This window comes from Pseudomonas paraveronii (assembly GCF_963681955.1).
Lineage (GTDB): Bacteria > Pseudomonadota > Gammaproteobacteria > Pseudomonadales > Pseudomonadaceae > Aquipseudomonas > Aquipseudomonas paraveronii.
Map to the genome: position 1 here is coordinate 3,586,700 of NZ_OY817130.1, position 16,173 is coordinate 3,602,872.

Here is a 16,173-nt window from a genome sequence, read left to right on the forward strand (position 1 = left end):
GCTGGCGGTCGACTTCGGTATTGAAGTGCACGAAATAGCTCCCCAACAACACCGCAATACACAGCACCGCGACCGCGAAGTAGCGCAAGCTGTCGGGCGACCGGGGCTCTGAAGGGTTCGTCACCTCAGCGTTTCCTACTCTTTTCGTAGCGAACGTCGTCACCTTCCACAGTGGCCACCACCGACCAGCCCAACCGTTGGTAAAACCCATTGGCCCGGACTTCATCGCGCCCGTCGGTGATCAGGAACAGCGTGTCGTGCAGTTCAAAGAGCGCAGCCTCAGCGACTGCCATCAATTTTCGCCCAAGGCCGAGGTTCTCGTGTGTCTGCAACACGAACATCGCAAACACTTCGCCCTCGGCCAGGTCAACCATGGAAAAGGCAACGGGCTGGCCGTCCACTTTGGCGATCCATGCGCAATCCGCTTCTTGAATGCGGTAGGCCAACACCTGAGGTGTGATGCCGAGATCGACCATCTGTTCTCGGCTGAGGTAGTTCTGCGCCACTGAAGTGCGAATGGCGAAAAGCGTATCGACATCATCCTGCGTCGCGACGCGAATATGTATTTGCATACCTGCCTCCTAAATGCAGGACGCAATAGTATGCAAATTGAAACGCAGAGATTGTCGTGGATTTGTAAAACGCGCTGCCGAACAGCAAGAGCCTCCTTATTTACGCGCCACTTTGTAGCGCACGCAATCCTGATAAAAACTCTGGCGAATCGCCTCGGGTTTGAGCCGTGAACGACTGTCATAGGTCTGTTCGGTGATGCCCATGGCCATCATGCGCATCCATGATTTATTGAACTTGATGGTCTGGATCTTCTGCCGCGCGGCATACAGTGAGACGCCCGAGAGCTTGAGTTCCTGAGCCCTGGCAGCCGTGCCCGCGCCCCAACTGCACATGTACTTGTCACCCTCGCGCAGCTCCCGTGCCTGCACGGCAGCTGCGCCGCCGGCCAGGGAACAGGCGATCAGCATGATTCCAACAGTGCGCATTTGCTTCCTCACCTAACCACCTGAAAATAAAAGCGATTCTGGCGAGGATTTTGTTACAAAGGGGCCACTAAATTGCCTTACCGCACTGTATGAATGGGTGCCTTCGTCGGAAATGGCCGGGTCTATATCGATATCACAATCAGTCGGATCGACATATTGGGTCGCCCTTTCAAGTCGTTTCATACGGTTTTTCCCCAGGCCGTGTCAGCCCCTTCTGATTTTTCCAGCCGTTCGTCCAGCGCCTTTTTTCCGCAGCAGACTCCGACGCCTTACCCTTTGCCGAGACGTCACGGATGACTAACGTTTCCCACATTGCCTTTATCAACCCTGAGCTGAACAGCATCGATCAACGCCCGGCCGAGTATCCCCAGCAGGTTAACGCCAGGTATGCCCACGCACTGGACTCCCTGAGACTGACCGATGCCGCACTGGACGGGATTTTGCCGTTTGAGTGGACGCGGTGGTACCACACCCGTGCGGTGGACGTAGACTGTGGATTGGGGTTTGGCTGGGGCCACTCGCTGGCACATCGGCTGACGCTGACGGACGACTCGGTGGTATGGATTGACCATGAGAACCGATCGACTGTCCTGCCCTTGCCGACTGAGGCGCGACCGACAATCAGCAATCGCCTGGCCGACGCCGCGATCTATCTGGGGGCTTGGCCTGATGAGCTGGTGCTGTCCCAGGCGTCACGTTTCTACCACTTCTACAACGGTGTGCTGACCGCAATCAGCGATGCCTACGACAACCGGCTGCGTGTTTTCCGCGATGCGTTGGGGCGCATTGAGCGATTGGATAACGGTGTCGGTCGCTCGCTGTTTTGGCGTTATGAGCACGGCCGCATGGTGGCGGTCGATTACCAGGTTGAGCGGGCCAAGGGGCGTGCGGACTGCGTCTGGGTGACCGAGCAGACCGTGGTTTCCTACACCTATGACGACATTGGACGACTGGCTTCAGCGGCCAATGCTGCCGGGGAAAGCGAGATCTATCGGTACGACCAGCAGCACCTCATTCTTGAGCGCCAGTTGGCCGGCGGCGCGCGTTTCTTTTGGGCGTGGGAAGGGGCTGGGAAGGCTGCGCGATGTGTTCGGCATTGGGCCAGTTTTTTGCAGATGGACACGCGGTATGTCTGGGGCGACGACGGCAGCGTTACCCTTCACAACGCCGATGGGAGCCAGGAAATGTATGTTAATGCCCCACAGGCACGACTGGTGCAGCGGGTTGATCCGGATGGCGCCAAGCATTTCAAATCCTACGACGACATGGGTCGGCTGACGGTCGAGCAAGACCCACTCGGCGCGGTGAAGGCGTATCAATACGACAACGCCGGACGCTTGGTGGCGTTTTTTCCAGGGGAGGATGAGCCAACGTCCTACGAGTATGCCAATGGATTTTTACGCGTAGTACGCCGTGGCCAGGCCGTTTGGAACTACGAGCATAATGACCAAGGCAATGTCATTCGTAAGACCGACCCCAATGGCAACGTGACCGACTATAGCTACAACAAATGTGGGCAGTTGATCGGGGTTTGGTTTCCTGACCACAGTTGCCTGCGGCGGGTGTGGAATGAGCGTGGGCAACTGCTTGAGGAACAGTGGCCGGACGGCGGCGGGAAGCGCTATCGCTATGACGATCTCGGTCGGCGGGTGGCGCAAGAGGACAAGCATGGGGCGCTGACCCAGTACCAGTGGGACAGTGTCGGACGGTTAGCGTGTGTGGTCATGCCCGACGGTGGCACGCGGGAATATAGCTACAACCCCTACGGAAAAATCACCGCCGAACGCGATGAACTGGGGCACGTCACTCGCTACGACTACATCGACGGTCTGCCCCTGATCAGCCGCCGCTTGAATGCGGACGGCACCCAGGTCAACTACCGCTATGACCACGTTCGATTGCTGCTCACCGAAATCGAAAACGAAATCGGCGACATCTATCGGTTCGACTACCACCCCAACGGCCTGCTCCAGCAGGAAATCGGCTTTGACGGCCGACGCACCGCCTACACCTACGACCTCAACGGTCACCTGCTGGAAAAAACCGAACACGGCGCCGACGGCAGTCTACTGGTCACCCACTACCGGCGAGACCACGCCGGTCGGTTGACAAGGAAAACCCTGCCCGACGGCAGCATCGTTGAATATACCTACGACCGCCAAGGCAACCTTCTCAGCGTCAATGACGACCACCGGCCCCTCACTTTCGCCTATGACCGGCAAAATCGCCTGATCGCCGAACATCAGGGCTGGGGCACACTCCGCTATGGCTACGACGCTTGCGGCCGGCTTAAACACCTGCGCTTACCGGACAACAACCAGTTGGTGTTCAACCATGACAAGGGCGGCCACTTGGCGACCGTCGAACTCAATGGCGCGCTGCTGACTTCACACCTGTTCGACGCCGGCCGAGAACACCAACGCGCCCAAGGCAAACTGCTCAGCAGCTACCAATACGATGACCATGAACGTCTGTTCAATCATGGCATCTGCGATGTCCAAGGCACTCGCTACCGCCGCCAATACGGCTACGACCAAGCCGGCAACCTCAGCCGCTTGCTCGACACGCGCAAAGGCGAACATCGCTACCACTACGACACGCTAAACCGCCTGACCCGCGTCGATCACTCCCAGGCCGCGCAGGAACGCTTCGCCTACACTCCGGCTGGCGATCGTCTGACGCTCCAGGAGGACCACTACTACGACTACGACGCCTTTGGCAACCTCGTCCGCGAACGGCACGGCAAGGACCACCCACTCATCACCGAATACCGCTACGACTGTCAGCACCGCCTGATCGGCCTCACCCGACCCAACGGCCAAACCGCCCACTACCGCTACGACCCGTTTGGTCGACGCATCAGCAAAACCGTTGCCGGCACGACCCGCGAGTTTTTCTGGCAAGGCGACAAACTGATCGCCGAACACCACGCACAACTGCATCGCAGCTACGTCTACGAACCCGACAGTTTCCGCCCACTGGCCCTGCTGGAAGGCTTCGGTCCACACCACACCAAGCCGTTCCACTACCAACTGGATCACCTAGGCACCGCGCAGGAGCTGACCGCGCCCGACGGCGAAATCGTGTGGTCCGCGCACTACCGCGCCTACGGCCAGATCACCCGATTCGACATCGAAAAAATCGAAAACCCGCTGCGTTCCCAAGGTCAATACTTCGACCCGGAAAGCGGGCTGCACTACCACCGCCACCGCTACTACAATCCGCAGAGTGGTCGCTACCTGACGCCCGACCCGCTGAAAGGAGTGGGCGGGCTCAACGGCTATCGCTATGCGCCCAACCTCACAGGGAGGGCTCTGTCGGGGATGAACGCCTGCCACGCAAGTGAAGGGGCGCAAAGCGCAAACAAACTACAAAACGGGTGTGGAGGCTCGCTGCGTGATCAGACGATCAACTCCATGCCACCACCAACAACCCGGCCCCCAGAACCAGGCACAACGGCGAATAAAAATACGTATCCCACCGCGCAAACCGCGAACCACCTACCTTCTTGAAAAAACCCACCAGCTCCGAATCGCCGATCGCCCTGGCAAACATGATCACGGCGATCGCGCTGATGCCCCATTGCAATGCGCCATGGGACACCGCCGAAAAATACAGCCCGGCCCGCAGGCAAACGAGCAAGGCAATTGCCACTAGGCCCAGCGCCACCAGAAAGGTGCCCAACGCCGAGGGCTTGAACGCCGGGCGGGGCCCGCTGGCGAATTCGCCGGGGAGTTGGGGGATGGCGGCGAGGCTGCCGAGTTTGCCACCGGCGGCCCAATACAAATGCACCATGCTGACAAAGGTGAAAATACCGACGATCCATCGTGCGACGATAAAGCTCATGGCGGCCTCTCCCAGAATTTGTGCGATCTAGGATAGTCCCCCTGAGTTTTTTTGCAGGCATTTCGTCGGCGGCTGATGGTAAAGTGCCGCCCCATGAATATCGCCCGTGCCGACCGTTCGCTCATTGCCTGGATGCTCTACTGCTGCGTCCTGTTCAATGTGTTCGCGTGCAGCATCGGTCATGGGCAGATGGTGGGCATGCAGCTCAATGGCATCGGCGGGCAGTTCTGTACCGTCGACCCACGTACCCAGGCGCCCAAACCGTCCAACTCCACCGATGAAAGCCTGCCGACGCTGTCCAAGGCGTTTGGTTGCCCGCTGTGTTCCACCGGCGGCATGGGCCCGGCGCTGAGCTCCAGCCTCAACGTCGCGGTGTTGCCGCAACCCCATGCACCGCCGCCGGCTATCGTACTGGCCGCTGACATCCCTGCCCGCTTCACCTGGCCCACGGCCCACCCACGGGCACCGCCCGCCCTCGCCTGATCCTCACGCTTTCTGATCTGCACTGACGCCGTTTCCGCAAGGAAGTACGGGCGACTGTGCGTTGTTTTCAAGCAGGTTTTCAGGATTCAAGCATGAAACATCTACCTCTGTTGGCGGGCCTGTTCGGCTGCCTGCCTGTCTGTGCCTGGGCGCTCGAACTCGCCCCGACTACCATCGATGGCGACCCCACCCGCGAACCCGGCCTGGCCCTGGACCAGTCCAGTGGCGTCGCTTCGCGGCTGGGGCTGAGCGTGCGCGAAACGCCTGCCTCGGTGGCTATCGCCAACCGCAATGACATCGAGCGCCATGGCGCCAAGACTTTCCGGGATGCGGCCAATACCTTGCCCGGCGTCAACGCCAGCGCGCCGCCGGGGTTTGGGGGCTTTGTCTCGTATCGCGGGTTTACCAGCAGCCAGATCACCCAGATGTTCAACGGCATCAACGTCGCCACGGGTCTGGCACGGCCGGTGGATGCATGGATCTATGATCGGGTGGAACTGGTCGGCGGCCCCTCGTCCTTGATCAACGGCGCGGGCTCCGTGGGCGGTTCGCTGAACTACGTGACCAAGCTGGCGACCCGCGAAGAACAGGCCGCCGAAGGCCAATTGACCTATGGCAGCTACGACACCGCCGGCATGGCGTTCGGCCTGAACCACGCGCTGACCGACCCCAGCGCCGACGTGCAGCATTACGCACGCCTGGACGTCAGCCGCAACACCAACCACAGCTACATCGACCGCGACCAGCGCGACGCCTGGAGCGTAGCGTTTTCCCTGCTCAGTGACCTCACCCCCAACCTGTCCCATACCCTGGCCCTGGAATACCAGGACGAGCATGAAGACAGTCCGTACTGGGGCACGCCGGTGCTGAACCCGAAGGCCGGCGAACTGAAGATCGATAAACACAACCGCTTCAACAATTACAACGTCGCCGACGGCCGTTACGAACAGCGCACGCTTTGGGCGCGCTCGATCATCGACTACCGGGTCAACGACAGCACCACGCTGAAAAATACCCTGTACCACCTGGACAGCCAGCGTGATTACCGCAACCTGGAGACCTACCAGTACAACGCCGATAACAGCGCGGTGAACCGCTCGACCGCGTATCAGGTGCGTCATCAGGGCGAGCAGAATGGCAACCAGTTCGAACTGCGTCACGACGACAGCGTGTTCGGCCTCTCCACCACCTGGTCCGGGGGCTTCGAATACAAGGTCAACAGCACAACCAACAGCCCGCTGAGAGCCGCAGGCAACAGCACGGTCGATCCTGACCACTACGACCCTGGGCACTTTTACGATATCCCTGGCACCCGACCGGGCTTTATCAGGGACAAGACCAACGAGGTCACCACCAAAGCGCTGTTTGTGGAAAATCGCCTGGGCCTGACCGATAAGCTGACACTGCTGACGGGCCTGCGCTACGACGCCATCGACCTGGATGTCACCAACCACGGCGCGATAACCGCCAGCAGCCCACGGCACTTCACGCGCAGTTGGGAGCCGGTGACCGGGCGCGCAGGCCTGACCTACCAGTTCATCCCGACGGCCAATGTGTACGTGCAATACAGCACGGCCGCGGAACAGCCGAGCACCACCACCCAGGTATTCGACGTGTCGACCGGCAAGCAATGGGAAGTGGGGAGTAAATTCGACTACCTGGACGGTCGCGGTTCGGCCACCGTCGCCGCTTACAAAATCGAGCGCAAGGACTTTGCCGTCACCGACCCGTTGGACCCCATCAACAGCATCCCGGTAGGCGCGCAGTCGTCCAAAGGCATTGAGTTGGCCAGTTCGTTGCGCATCACGCCGCGACTACTCGCCGAAGGCAACTTCGCCTGGGTGGATGCCGAGTACGACCAGTTCAACGAGAAAATCGCCAGCGGCGCGGTGGTTTCGCGCAAGGGCAATACGCCGACCAACGTGCCCAAGCGTGTCGGCAACCTGTGGCTGACCTATGATTTTTCCGAGGATTGGCAAGGCGGTGTGGACGCGCGATATGTCGCCCAGGTGTATGCGGATAACGCCAACACCCAGACAGTGCCGGCCTACACCTTGTTCGGAACATTCCTGCGCTACCGGGTGGACGCCCACACCTCGGTGACCGGCCGCGTGCGCAACCTGACCAACGAGGTGTATGCCGAGTTCGCCCATGTGTCCCCGGCGTATTACCTGGGGGCGCCACGGACGTTTGAAGTGGCGGTGCAAACCCGCTTCTGACCCTGCAATACAAACCAATGTGAGAGCGGGCGTACTGTGGCACGCCCGCTTCCACATGCTTGATCTGCGTTCTGCAGCGGGATGGGCCGCTATTTCAGGCTGGCTTCAACCTTCTGCGCCACATCCTCTGTCAACCATGCCTTCCACACTTCGGGATGCGCCTTGAGGAACGCCAGCGCGACGTCCCGTGGCGCCGTGTGATTCTCGCTCATGGTCGCCAAGGCTTTGTTCAGCGGCTCAATCGGAAATTCGACCTTCTCGAAGAACCCGGCAATCTGCGGATGTTCTTTCTGGAACGGCGTAGACACCCCAATACTCAACTTGGACGCCAGAGACCGCGTCGGCTTCGGATCGGGATTGTCCGCATCCGTCAGCGTCTTCCACGCCTGTGCATCAAACGGCGGCTCTTCCAGTTGGATCAACTTGTAGCGCCCCATCAAGGGCGTCGGTGACCAGTAGTAGAACAGCACCGGCTTGCCACGACGAATCGAGGAGGCAATTTCGGCATCCAATGCCGCCCCCGAGCCACTGCGGAAGTTCACATAGCTGTCATCCAGGCCGTAGGCCTTGAGTTTCTGCTTGTTGACCACTTCCGAGGTCCAGCCAATGGGGCTGTTGAGAAAGCGCCCTTTGCCGGGGGATTCGGGGTCCTTGAACACGTCCTTGTAACGCGCCAGGTCCGCGACGCTTTTCAGGTCTGGCGCCAGCGGTTTGAGGCCTTTGGCAGGGTCGCCCTTGACCACGTACTCCGGTACCCACCAGCCTTCGGTGGCGCCCTTGACCGTATCGCCCAACCCGGCGACTTTGCCTTCGGCCTCGGCCTTGACCCATACCGGACTACGACCCGCCCATTCTTCGCCGATCACCTGGATATCATTCTTCGCCAGGGCGGTTTCCAGGGTGATGGTGGTGCCGGGCAAGGTGTCGGTAGGCAGGTCATAGCCCTTCTCGACGATATACCGCAGCACTTCGGTGATCAGACTGCCGCTTTCCCAGTTCAAATCAGCGAAATGCACAGGCGCCTGCGCAGCCGAAACGGGCAACGAAGCCACCGACAGACTCAAAGTCGCCAGGGACGCCGCCAACAGGGTTCTCAATCCTTTCATGCCTTTGCACCTCACGTGTTCGCAGCAAAAACGGACGGCTTTGCCGCCAATGCGCGAAGCCTCTGAATAGTTAAGTCAACTCAACTGTAGTAGAGGTTCCGGGAGATAAAGGCTGTTCGCTGTACGGCCGGGTTATTCGCTGGCCTTGAAGGTCACCAGTTCACCCTTGCGCCACTTGGCGGCCTTGCCGGTCACGGCCTTGAGGGTTTTGGTCAAGCCTTCCTGCAATTGTTCGTTGGCGGCAAACACCAGCATCACGCTGTGACCTTCCTTGAACACAATGCCCTGGCCTTCGGCCGAGGAAACAAAGGCATAGTCGCCCAAGCCATACACCGTCAACTTGATATCGCGGAACTTCAATTCAAACTTGCCACCTTCGCGACTGGGCAATACCGCTGCGCGAAAATGATCGCCTACCTTGAGTTCAAGGCGCTGTTTATCATCCACGACCAACGCCGATTCGGTATCGATCTCGGCGATGTAGATGCCTTCCGGTGTTTGTTCAGTGATGTAAACAAAACGGGATTGAAACTGTTTGACCAACTTTGCGCGCAAATCACCCAGCACGAATAACGCGTGCATATCCAGATTACTGACTGCCAAGGAAACGCCCCCACATCAAAAAAAGCACTGTCCGCCGGAACGGGCAGCACAAAAAAACGGCCTTAACGGCACGCTCACACAACACATTTATTAAAAAGCCTGAAAAAACGCCCCTTGCGCTGCCGTAAGACCAATACAGGCATACACGATAGGCCTTATGCAAGCCATCGATCTTCACAGCAAATCACAGGTTTAACGGCCCGAGAAGACGGGTCGAGCAGCTTCAGAGAATAACCCAATTAAAAAACGCAGTTTCCGACAATCTGCACAAAACAAAATACCTGGGTATGGAACCGAGTGCCGACCGCTGACGACAATACTAAAACAGCAACACGGGTCAAAACCACCCGTTCCGCTGCTGGCGGGCCAACCAGATCGATCGACAGGAGCTGACCATGCAACGACGTCAACACGACGCTACGTCTTCCGGCACTCATTCATCCTATCAAGACGAGCGCCAATACTACTGCTTGCAAAGCCATAATGGGTACTCGAACTCCGTGCTTTATCAAGTTGTACCCGCCGGCCGGAACTTCTTTCATATTCTGGAAGTAACCAGCGGCAGGATCAAAGGCTTTCGCAGCAACCATATCCGTGCCTGCGAACTGGCAAAAACCCTCGAAGCCGCACTGCACGCCCCTCATGGAGGGATCGTTTCGTCACCTGGATGACTTTACCGCGCCGCCGCCCCTCAACAACTGCCATACTGGCCCGTCGATTGAAGTTTGCCCCCTCGGGTCAGGTTTCATCAGTGCAGTTACCTTGAAGGGAAGGTTATACGTGACGGAATTTGATATTGGCGAATTTTTTATCCATGGCGAAGCCAGAGAAGTAGACGGTGAATTCCAAGCAGTTATCGTAATGCGTGCCAAGCCCCCCTTGACCACGATCACAATGCACCAAGTGGAAAAAGATCGTTGGTTCAAGACCGCAGACACCGCCGACATCGCGGCAAAAGAAGCCGCCAAGGCACTCAAGACTGCGGTGGACTCAGGGGCACTGACCACCTAAGAATCCGATCGAACTCTACTGCGCGAAAAACCTCCGATGCATATCCCCCCCAAAACCGCACGGAGAACGATATGGACGCGCCAGTACCGACCCTTGAAACCCTGTTTGATCAACTGGGCCTGGATTCCACCCCGAAGGCCATCGATGCGTTTATCGCCGCGCATCCTTTGGCCGACGACGTGAAGCTGATCGACGCGCCCTTCTGGGCGCCCCAACAAGCTCAGTTGCTCAAGGAAGAGCTCCGTGAAGACGCCGAATGGGCAATGGCCGTGGATGAACTGAACCAGCGTCTGCACCAAACGCAATAACGCCCCTCAATGCAGGCTGTCTGACTGTTCCATGCGCAACAGCGCTTGCCAGGCGGCCCTGCACTCCTCGGCTTCATCACGACTGGCGAAGGCCGTGCCACGCTGTTCACCGTTGAGCAGCACGACCCAACAAGCCTTTTGACCCCGCGCACGCAGGGTTTCGGGTACGCCACTGCCAATCATCACAGCGACATCGACTTTGTTTTGCATGGAGCTTCTCCGCAGCAATCGTTAGCTGACTAACAACGTCGGCCATGCTACGTTTTTCCTCCGGTCAGAAAAAGCTATCCCCTGAATAGTTCCATTGCATAAACCGCAACAATACTCAGCGCTTGGCCTTCGTGCTTTCGGGTTTATAGCCCAGGCGTAACCCACCCCAATGCCGGCCCTTGACCATGATCGGCACCGACAAGTCGTGCATCAGCTCGCCTGTATCGCGGGTGTAGGTCTGCAGCAGCACCGCTTGCTGATGGCTGCCACAGCGAATCCCGGTACGGTCGTCGAACTTGCGTTTGGTGCGATTCTGTACAGCGTCCACCTGTGCGTCGCCAGTCAACGGCTGGGAAAACGCCTTGTTGTGTGTCGGCACATACCCCTGCTGCGTACAGGCGATGGCAAATACCAGGCCCTCATGGCGCGGCAGCAGCGTCTCTTGAATCGCTGGCAATACCTGATCGGTGTAGCCGTCAAAGCGCGTGTGGAACTTGCTGGGGCGGGTGTTGGGGATCGACGTGTAGCTGCGGTCAAACAGATCCTCCAGGCTGATACGGTTTTGCAGTACATCCGCTTCGAACTGTTCAGCAATGCGGCTCGCGCCTTCACGGGCGAGGTCGTAGATGCGTTGGTGATAGTCATCCAGCCCGACTTCGGCCAGGCGTTCGCTGATGGTTTCGGCCTGCCCTTCCATTTGCACGGCGGCATCGGCCAATTGACGGGTTTGCTCGTCGCTCACCGTCAGGTCGCTGCGCATTTGCTCCACGGCATGGAACAAGCTGTCGAGTTGGGCCCGGTTGGTATCGGTGCCCTGGGCGATTTCGTTGACCTGCCCTTCGACATCCGCCGCCAGGCTGGCGATGTTCTGCAACTGCTCACCCGCGTGCTCCACCTGCTCCACACCGGTTTGCAGGTCTGTCGACAGTTGGCGAATCTGTTCCACCACCTGGCCCGTGCGTTGCTGGATATCGGCCACCATGACCCCAACTTCCTCGGTGGCAGTTGCAGTACGGCCGGCCAGCCCGCGGACTTCATCGGCCACCACGGCAAACCCGCGCCCATGCTCGCCGGCACGGGCGGCTTCGATGGCGGCGTTCAAGGCCAGCAAGTTGGTCTGGCTGGCGATGGATTGGATCACCAGGGTCACCCGCTGGATTTCCTCGCTGCGCTGGCTCAGGGCTTCAATCATCTCGCGGCTGTCATTCGCACGTTGGCTGAGCTGGTGCATGCGGGTGATCGACTGGGCCAGCACTTCGCGGCCCTCGGTGCTGCGCTGATGCGCCTGGCTGGCGGCACCCAGTGCCTGGCGGCTGAGTTGGGAGGTGACTTGTTCGGTGCTGATCATCACTTCGGCGCTGCTGACGATCTGTTGGGCGGCGCTCAACTGCGACTGCAAGCGAGCAGCCAGTTGCTTGACCGAATAGGCCACGCCGGCCGCCGACAATGCGTTGTGGCTGGTGGTATGGGACAGGTCGCGGGTCAGGTCGCCAATGGCATCGGCCGCTTCAGACGGCGCCGCGCTAGGCGTGCTTTTTTTCAGGCGGGGCAGCCAGATCACCAGCAAGGCCAGTGTCAGGCAGAGATAAATCGGCAGGCTGGCAAACGCAAGGCCCAGCAGCACCAGCACCAGGGCGGTGCTCTGCAAGAGCGGCGTCAGCCAGCCGCGCAACCCGCTCACCATCGCTTGCGGTGGCACTGCTGCGCCCACCAGAGGTCCGTCCCCAGCCATCTTCGTCACCCCACTGCTTGTCATTATTGTCTCTGCATTAAACGCCACTATCCGGCCATTATCTATGGGCCTTTAGTGGGGGAGCTTGCAGCAGATCAATAGACCGGGCGTAACGGGTATTTTCCCTGGGGAGCGCAGTACTCGCCCCCCCGGCTTCAGCGCATCAGGCTTGGCGCTGGTGCTTGTCGATCTGCTCGTGGCGCTCTTGCGCTTCGATGCAGTACTTGGTGGTCGGGCTGATCAGCAGGCGCTTGAGGCCGATAGCCTCGCCGCTGTCATCGCACCAGCCAAAGGAGTCTTCCTTGATGCGCTCCAGGGCGCGCTCAAGCTGCGGCAGCATGCGCTGGTCGCGATCAATGGCATTCACCAACCAGGTGCGCTCCTCTTCCACGGAAGCGGCATCCGCCGGGTCGGCCGGGGTGTCCAGGCTTTCAATGGCGATGCGGTTCTGTTCGATGCGCTCGTGGTGTTCCACTTTCATGTCTTGCAGCAACTGCTCAAAAAAAGCGTGCTGTTCGGCATTCATGTAGTCATCCGCCGGCATGGCCAGCAACTTTTCCTTTGTCATTGATTTCTCTATAAAAAATACGTGCATTAAGGCGAATAAGGGAGCGTTCCGGTCGACCTCTGCAGGTCTCGGAAAGGCGCCATCCATTCCAAGCGCCACCCGGCACTCAATTTACGAGGGGCGGCAGTCTAAGGCCGACTTGAGGGCGCAGCAACTGAAAAGACAGGCATTTTTTCCAAGATAACCGCCAAAGACACCAGGACGGGCTTGGCGAATGGTCATCGGAGTGCGTTTATAGCAAGAAATTCAGTGTTGTGGAGCTAGATAGAAGACAAACGGTTAGATCTGATGAGCGCAGGTCTGAATGTGGGAGGGAACTTGCCTCCGATGGTGGAGTGTCAGTCGACACCTACTTGACTGATACACCGTCATCGGGGGCAAGCCCCCTCCCACATATTGCACTGCGTCAGCGTTTGAGCTTGCGCTTGTTGCGATATTGGTCGATCACCACCGCCACCACGATAATCAGGCCCTTGATGATGTCCTGGATATACGCGTCGACCCCGACAAAGGTAAACCCGCTGGCCATCACCCCAAGGATCAGCGCGCCAATCACCGTGCCGGTGATGCGCCCTACCCCACCCGCCAGGCTGGTGCCGCCGATCACGGCGGCGGCAATCGCATCCAGTTCGTAGGACATGCCCATGCCGGCCTGGCCGGTGGCGGCACGCGCCGAGGCCACCACACCGGCCAGGCCCGCCAGGAGCCCGGCGATGCTGTAGACGATGATCAGGTGGCGCTTGACGTTGATCCCCGAGGTTCGCGCCGCCTGCATATTGCCGCCGATGGCGTAGGTGTACTTACCGTACTTGGTGTAACGCAAGGCGATATGAAAGATCACCGCCACCACCAGAAAGATGATCACCGGCATCGCGCCATGCCCGATGGCCGTGTAGGAATCCGAGAGCATGCTCACCGGCTGGCCCTCGGTGTAATAACGCGCCAGGCCACGGGCCGACACCATCATCCCCAGCGTTGCGATGAACGGCGGGATACCGGTCACCGCGATAATGCTGCCGTTGATCGCCCCCGCCAGCAGCCCCACACCGAGGCCAACCGCGACCGGAATCCACACCGGCAGGTCAGTCAGCGACGGAAACACCGCACGGGAAAAATCGGATGTTTGCGCAAGACTGGCAGCGATCATCGCCGATAACGCAAGGACAGACCCGGAAGACAGGTCGATGCCCGTGGTGATGATCACCTGGGTCACACCAATGGCCAACAGGCCGATGATCGACACTTGCAGGATCATCAGCACCAGGCGCTGGGAGTTCATCAGGAAGCTCTGGTCACGCACAATCCAGCCGAACACTTCAAACACCAGGCCGATGCCGATCAGCACCAGCAAGATGCTCAGCTCCGTCGGCAAGCGTCGACGGCGCTTGACCGTTGCCGTGGCAGGCTTGTTGTCTGTTATTGCATTCATAGCCAATCACCTTTTTATTCTATGGCGCGGGCCAACCGCAGGCCCGCGCGGCTGTTCGTCAGTGGACTGCGGTCATACCGGAGGCCAACTGCATGACTTTTTCCTGGGTCGCCTCTAAACGGTCCAGGGTGCCCATCAGTTCGCCTTCATGCATCACCATCACCCGGTCGCTCATGCCCAGCACTTCAGGCAGCTCCGAGGAAATCATGATCACTGCCATGCCCTCGCTGGCGAGGAAAGAAATCAGACGGTAGATCTCGGCCTTGGCGCCGACGTCGATGCCACGGGTCGGCTCATCGAGAATCAGCAGGCGCGGCTTGGTCATCAGCCAGCGCGCCAGCAGGGCTTTTTGCTGGTTGCCGCCGGACAACGTGTCGATGCATTGCTCCAGCGACGGGGTCTTCACCCGCAGCTTCTTGCACATGTCTTCACACAGCGCACGCAGGGCTTTCTGCTGAATAAACCCATTGCCCGAATAATGCGGCAGCACCGCCATTTCCATGTTCTCCAGGACCGACAGGCACGGGAACAGCCCGCTGAGCTTGCGATCCTCGGTCAACAGCGCAAAGCCTTTGTCGATGGCCATGTGCGGGTCGGTAATACGCAGCGCCTTGCCATCGAGGGTTATCTGCCCGCGGGTGCTTGGGGTGATGCCGAAAATGGTTTCCGCCACGTTGGTGCGGCCCGAGCCCATCAACCCGGCGATGCCGAGGATCTCGCCGGCATGCAGGTCGAACGAGACGTTGTTGAACACGCCGTCCAGGCCCAGGTCGCGCACCGACAACAGCAACTCGCCGATGGGCGTTTCGCGTACCGGAAACAACTGGCTCAGTTCACGACCGACCATCATCGAGATCAGGCTGTCGCCGTTCATGCTGTCGGCGCGCTGCAGGCCGATGTACTGACCGTCACGAAACACCGCCACTTCATCGGCGATGGCGAACACTTCATTCATTTTGTGCGTGATGTAGACGATGCCTTTGCCCTGGGCCTTGAGGTCGGCAATGATCGAAAACAGGTGGGCGACTTCCTTCTCGGTGATGGCGGACGTCGGCTCATCCATGATCAGGATGTCGGAATCGTAGGACACCGCCTTGGCAATCTCGACCATCTGCCGTTCGGCGATACTCAGGTTGCCCACCTGCTCCTCGGGGTCGAGGTTGATGCGCAGGCGGGCGAGCAATTGGGCGGTGCAGCGGTGCATTTCGCGGTGGTTGACCATGCGCAGGCTGTTGAGCTGCTCGCGGCCGATCCAGATGTTCTCGGCGATGCTCATGTGCGGCATCAGGTTGAGTTCCTGGTGGATCATCGCGATCCCGGCCTTTTGCGCGGCCAGCGGCGTCTCAAACACAATCGGCTTGCCACGCAGGCGGATTTCGCCGGCGTCGGGCTGGTAGATGCCGGCGATGATTTTCATCAGCGTCGACTTCCCCGCGCCGTTCTCACCCATCAGCGCCAGCACCGAGCCTGGGCGCACGCGCAGTTGCACATCGGCCAGGGCCACCACACCGGGAAAACCTTTGCTGATGTTGAGGATTTCCAGCAGGTAGGGTTCTTCCAGCAGTGACGGCTGGATACCGGGAGGCTGCGAGACAGTGGCTTGAGCAAGCATAGGACGGTACTCCATCGGCAGGGCGGGCACGACCGCCCTGCCGGCTTA

The 16,173-nt window shown here is 59.4% G+C and carries 16 protein-coding genes and 1 pseudogene; 6 read left to right on the forward strand and 11 right to left on the reverse strand.

Going from position 1 to position 16,173, the window contains the following annotated elements; all coding sequences use genetic code 11:
* Positions 1 to 125: 125 nt before the first annotated feature.
* The 3 genes from U5A08_RS16445 to U5A08_RS16455 form a co-directional block, all read right to left on the reverse strand.
* Positions 126 to 572, reverse strand: coding sequence for a GNAT family N-acetyltransferase (locus tag U5A08_RS16445; protein WP_321847464.1), 447 nt, complete (start codon positions 570 to 572; stop codon positions 126 to 128).
* 96 nt (positions 573 to 668) lie between these two features.
* Complete coding sequence (locus U5A08_RS16450; RefSeq protein ID WP_026136677.1) at positions 669 to 998, reverse strand: hypothetical protein; 330 nt, start codon at positions 996 to 998, stop codon at positions 669 to 671.
* Between the two features lie 12 nt (positions 999 to 1,010).
* Positions 1,011 to 1,181: a hypothetical protein gene (locus U5A08_RS16455; protein ID WP_307513299.1), complete on the reverse strand. Its 171-nt coding sequence runs from the start codon at positions 1,179 to 1,181 to the stop codon at positions 1,011 to 1,013.
* Between the two features lie 224 nt (positions 1,182 to 1,405).
* On the opposite strand from U5A08_RS16455, the pseudogene U5A08_RS16460 reads away from it, so the two are divergent.
* A pseudogene (locus U5A08_RS16460) lies at positions 1,406 to 4,306 on the forward strand (RHS repeat-associated core domain-containing protein); the annotation flags it as partial.
* Positions 4,307 to 4,406: 100 nt separating this feature from the next.
* Here the strand turns inward: U5A08_RS16460 and U5A08_RS16465 are convergent.
* On the reverse strand, positions 4,407 to 4,844 hold the full coding sequence (locus U5A08_RS16465; protein WP_253396436.1) for a DUF3995 domain-containing protein: 438 nt from the start codon (positions 4,842 to 4,844) through the stop codon (positions 4,407 to 4,409).
* 93 nt (positions 4,845 to 4,937) lie between these two features.
* Here U5A08_RS16465 and U5A08_RS16470 point away from each other — a divergent pair, with 93 nt between their 5' ends.
* Entirely contained in the window at positions 4,938 to 5,327 is a 390-nt protein-coding gene (locus U5A08_RS16470) for a DUF2946 domain-containing protein (RefSeq protein ID WP_321847466.1), read from the forward strand.
* A 92-nt stretch (positions 5,328 to 5,419) separates the two neighbouring features.
* Positions 5,420 to 7,546, forward strand: coding sequence for a TonB-dependent receptor (locus tag U5A08_RS16475; RefSeq protein WP_321847468.1), 2,127 nt, complete (start codon positions 5,420 to 5,422; stop codon positions 7,544 to 7,546).
* Positions 7,547 to 7,635: 89 nt separating this feature from the next.
* Here U5A08_RS16475 and U5A08_RS16480 read toward each other — a convergent pair whose 3' ends face one another.
* Positions 7,636 to 8,652: an ABC transporter substrate-binding protein gene (locus U5A08_RS16480; RefSeq protein ID WP_321847469.1), complete on the reverse strand. Its 1,017-nt coding sequence runs from the start codon at positions 8,650 to 8,652 to the stop codon at positions 7,636 to 7,638.
* 132 nt (positions 8,653 to 8,784) lie between these two features.
* Entirely contained in the window at positions 8,785 to 9,234 is a 450-nt protein-coding gene (locus tag U5A08_RS16485) for a hypothetical protein (RefSeq protein WP_017846547.1), read from the reverse strand.
* A gap of 416 nt (positions 9,235 to 9,650) precedes the next feature.
* On the opposite strand from U5A08_RS16485, the gene U5A08_RS16490 reads away from it, so the two are divergent.
* From U5A08_RS16490 to U5A08_RS16500, 3 genes are all read left to right on the forward strand, one after another.
* Positions 9,651 to 9,926, forward strand: a complete 276-nt coding sequence (locus U5A08_RS16490) for a hypothetical protein (protein ID WP_247402420.1) — start codon at positions 9,651 to 9,653, stop codon at positions 9,924 to 9,926.
* Positions 9,927 to 10,035: 109 nt separating this feature from the next.
* Complete coding sequence (locus tag U5A08_RS16495) at positions 10,036 to 10,266, forward strand: hypothetical protein (RefSeq protein ID WP_247402423.1); 231 nt, start codon at positions 10,036 to 10,038, stop codon at positions 10,264 to 10,266.
* 71 nt (positions 10,267 to 10,337) lie between these two features.
* Positions 10,338 to 10,574 (forward strand): DUF2789 domain-containing protein, encoded by a 237-nt coding sequence (locus U5A08_RS16500; RefSeq protein WP_253396444.1) that lies wholly within the window; start codon positions 10,338 to 10,340, stop codon positions 10,572 to 10,574.
* Positions 10,575 to 10,580: 6 nt separating this feature from the next.
* Here U5A08_RS16500 and U5A08_RS16505 read toward each other — a convergent pair whose 3' ends face one another.
* From U5A08_RS16505 to U5A08_RS16525, 5 genes are all read right to left on the reverse strand, one after another.
* Positions 10,581 to 10,784, reverse strand: a complete 204-nt coding sequence (locus U5A08_RS16505) for a hypothetical protein (protein ID WP_247402428.1) — start codon at positions 10,782 to 10,784, stop codon at positions 10,581 to 10,583.
* Positions 10,785 to 10,899: 115 nt separating this feature from the next.
* Complete coding sequence (locus U5A08_RS16510; RefSeq protein WP_425262633.1) at positions 10,900 to 12,540, reverse strand: methyl-accepting chemotaxis protein; 1,641 nt, start codon at positions 12,538 to 12,540, stop codon at positions 10,900 to 10,902.
* Between the two features lie 139 nt (positions 12,541 to 12,679).
* Positions 12,680 to 13,084, reverse strand: coding sequence for a TraR/DksA family transcriptional regulator (locus U5A08_RS16515; protein ID WP_078742055.1), 405 nt, complete (start codon positions 13,082 to 13,084; stop codon positions 12,680 to 12,682).
* Between the two features lie 406 nt (positions 13,085 to 13,490).
* Entirely contained in the window at positions 13,491 to 14,513 is a 1,023-nt protein-coding gene (locus tag U5A08_RS16520) for an ABC transporter permease (protein WP_247402430.1), read from the reverse strand.
* Positions 14,514 to 14,571: 58 nt separating this feature from the next.
* A complete protein-coding gene (locus U5A08_RS16525; RefSeq protein WP_321847474.1) occupies positions 14,572 to 16,125 on the reverse strand; it encodes a sugar ABC transporter ATP-binding protein in 1,554 nt (517 codons plus the stop codon).
* Positions 16,126 to 16,173: the final 48 nt, after the last annotated feature.